1 protein-coding gene, 1 tRNA gene and 1 pseudogene are annotated in these 3,741 nt (G+C 44.7%); all 3 read right to left on the reverse strand.

The features are described 5' to 3' along the window. Positions 1–392: pseudogene (locus JF818_RS09140) on the reverse strand (putative ABC transporter permease); the annotation flags it as partial. 100 nt (positions 393–492) lie between these two features. After that, positions 493–564, reverse strand: a tRNA-Val gene (locus tag JF818_RS09145). A 36-nt stretch (positions 565–600) separates the two neighbouring features. Next, the coding region (locus JF818_RS09150) for an EAL domain-containing protein (protein ID WP_198891710.1) at positions 601–3,741 on the reverse strand (3,141 nt) is incomplete at its 5' end.

Genomic DNA, 3,741 nt, shown 5'->3' on the forward strand with positions numbered 1-3,741 from the left:
AGATGGGGATGAACGCCATAGGTGACAAACAGTGAGAGCAATCCAAAGAGTGTTGAATTGAGGAGGCAGACCCTTCCCTTGAGATTGAAGCGTGTAGAGGAGTAATCCCATAATCTGATGGAAAACAGTGTCTCAGAAAGATACCCTGTTGCATATTCCAGGATGCTGGTTCCAATGACAGCGATAAAAAACAGGATAAGTGGATTGTTGGATAATCTTGCAAAGACGAAAATGACCAACACCGCTCCAAATCCATAGATAGGAAGATAGGGTCCATGAAGAAATCCACGGTTTACCAGAGAGCCCTGTCTTATGGAACAATACAGAACCTCGACTATATAACCTAGAATGGAATAACAGAAAAAATACCAGATCAACAACGTCAGATCCATACTATCCCCTCATTGTCTGATACTACTATACTCACAACCATTTTGAGCGGCAATAGCACCCCTATCAAAGCAAAAACGCACCCTTTGAAGAGTGCGTCTATGACCGGAGAGGGATTTGAACCCCCGACCAGTTGCGTGTAAGGCAACCGCTCTCCCGCTGAGCTATCCGGCCGATGAAACAGAACGTATCACAAAGAGAGGAAAACTGTCAACCATGTATGAGCAACTTAAGGAAAGCTTCTCTCTCCATTGGCCGCTGATAATAGAATCCTTGTCCAAAGAGAGCCCCGGCTTCACTCAGGAATTCATGATGCCCCTCATTCTCCACTCCCTCTACCACCATATCCATCCCCAGTTCCTTTCCCATCTGTATGATGGAGGAAAGCACAGCCTTTGATCGATTGCTCTCTCCAATCTCATAGATAAAGGAACGGTCAACCTTGATGATATCCATCGGCAGTGTGGAGAGCATATGCAGTGAGGAGTAACCACTGCCAAAGTCATCCATCAAGATGGTGAAACCATGGCTTTTCAACTCACTGATCAACTCTGACATCTGCACAGGATTGTCTATGTAGGCACTCTCAGTAATCTCAAACTGAATGTACGAGTGATCTACAGCATATGATTCTGTGGTTTGCAGGATAAGCTTCACGATATTCTTGTTGTTTACATCGATCCTGCTGAGATTGATGGAAATGGGGATATTGATCTTTTGCTCAGCTATGAATGCACAAACACTGGAAAGAACTGACATATCCAGCGCAGTAATGAAACCATATTTTTCGAAAACGGGAATGAATTGATTTGGAGGAATTATGCCTCTGGTTGGATGCACCCAGCGAGATAGCGCCTCTGCAGAGTGTATGTGCATTCCCTGGAGATCATAAATGGGCTGAAGGAAGAAGGTGAACTGCCCGCTGTCCAATGCACCTTGCATTTCATTGAGGACATCCTGTTCATTGAACGTTTCATTATGGATTGAGGGCTCATAGAACGCATACCCTTCCCTATTACGAAATCGTGAAATCTTTGAAGCACTGTGCGCTTTATCCAGTAAGGAGGGAATACCTTGATTGGGATCTTCAATCTCATACATACCGAATACCATCGAAAGATGTAGTCCAATCTCCTGTCCGATATGTTCAATATCGATGGCTTGTTTCAGTTTGCTCGCGCTGCTCATTTCCTTGGGTATGCAAGCAGCAAAATGGTCTGCCCCAACATGTCCATACACTCCATGGTCCTTGATGAAATCCCGCAACGATCGAGCAACAAACTGCAGAACCTGGTTCCCACGATCAAATCCAAGCAACTCATTCAAGACTGAGAACCGTTCAATGTTCCAGTACACCATCACAAAGGAGGTATTGATATGGGCATCAAGGAAATCACGACATACCTCATAAAATCGTTGACGAGTATATAAACCTGTTACCAGGTTATGGTTCAAGGCAAATGACAGTTGTTCCTGTACTTGTTGCAGCATCTCTTCATCATGCATCGATTCAGAGAGGTCTTCTATAAGCAAGCTGAAAGGCTCACCTCTGCCTTGGATCCCCATCTGGCGGAATGTAATCCTACACCAAATGATATCACCCTCTTTCTTGACAAGTCGGAGATTGAAAGGAGTTGATGAAGTACTTGTCATGCTCTGTCGCTCAATATGACGGAGCAACAGGGTTCTGTCCTCAGGATAGAATAATTGAATTGCATTATTCTTGAGTTGTGTGATCAAATCCTCACGTGCATACCCCAACAGAACTGCAAGAGTCTCATTGGCATACTGCAACTCCAGGGTGTAAGACTCCATGGAGAATACAGCAATACCTTCCCTGCTCTGTTCTATATAGGGAAGCATACGCTTGTTCAGTTGCTGCAATTTATGTTCACGACTGACATCCTGAATGGTGAAGGTAACCATCTGGACATAACCGTAACAGGTTCCAAGTTGGCATGTGAGCGAGAAGTGTCGGTTGTCATGGCCGACCACCATGAACGTATCTCCCCTTAGGTGATTCTCCTGCAGACTTCTCATTCGTGAAAACACATTGTTCCTTTCTGAGGGCAAGAGCCATCCAAGAGGGTCTTTTTCCAGTGTTGCTTCCTCACTATTGAACAGCTCATGGAATTTCCTATTCGCCATGAGCAAGGTGACCGTCTCACGCTCCCATGCAAGATGAAGCAGAGCAACGGTGAAATTCTGTAAAATCTCCTTGAGAGGACTTTCTGGGGAAATATATCCGGAAGGCGAAAAACGAACAACGTTTCCCCCAATACGATTGTCCATGAAGTAGTAAGAGAATAATACAGGAATGAAAGAACCTGATGGCACTGTAAAGCGAACCTGTATAGGCCCTCCTTCCGGATTACTTATCCGTTCTCTCAGTGCTTTACGAAATGTAACCCGGTCCTCTGCAAGCATTGCCTTAACAACAGCATTTCGTTTAAGAAAACCATGCACCTGTTCCACATAGGGTTGTCCACCAATAAACATGAAGAGTGTCAGTACATCATGATTGACATCATAGTCCCAGGAAGAGTCACCTCGTTGCAATAACTTGAAGTAGCTTGACCGGGAAAGATGCAATTTCGTCGGTTGTGTAACCGATTTCTCTGCAATTTGCTTGGACTGTTTCAATTGGTCTACCAGGATGGCCAGCTTTGCGGGCTTTTCGTTGAAAAGTATCAGTTTCTCCTTGCAGAGCCATACTGCACCAGACTCATCAGTTTGTTGCCAATAGCTGTAGCTGTCATAGCTGAGTGAATGGAACCGACAATGTTCACATACCTGATCTCTGTGAAAAATTACCTCATAGCATTTCTTGCCGATATAGTTAGCATCAGGAGAATGTGCCTCTCTGCCAGCTTTATTCAAGAAGAGCAGATCATAACTCTGCATATCGCTCAGGTAGACCGTATCAGGGAGATTGTCCAACATCCACTCATGATTAGTCCAACAGAGGGTCTTATGCATCCCCATTTCAGAGACATAGTGTGTACACTGGTTTCTTCCATGATTCTTTGAGTGGTACAAGGCAAGGTCTGCATGTTGATACAGTTCGTTGAATGTAGTTCCATCCTCAGGGCTGATACAATAACCAAGGGAACAGGTAAAAAGAATCCCAAGCGTCCTATCCTCGGCAATAAGATGACAGAGCTCATCTCCGGCACGCAAAAGTGATTCTGTGAAGTGCGGGACATATGCAACAAACTCATCTCCTCCAAGCCTGCCAATAATCGTTCCCTGTGGAAACACCGTTCTCATCAGGAAAGCAATTCGCTTAAGAACACGGTCCCCGAGGTCGTGACCATAGGTATCATTTATCAATTTGAATCGATCGATATC

This window comes from Sphaerochaeta sp. S2, assembly GCF_016406725.1.
Classification (GTDB): Bacteria; Spirochaetota; Spirochaetia; order Sphaerochaetales; family Sphaerochaetaceae; genus Sphaerochaeta.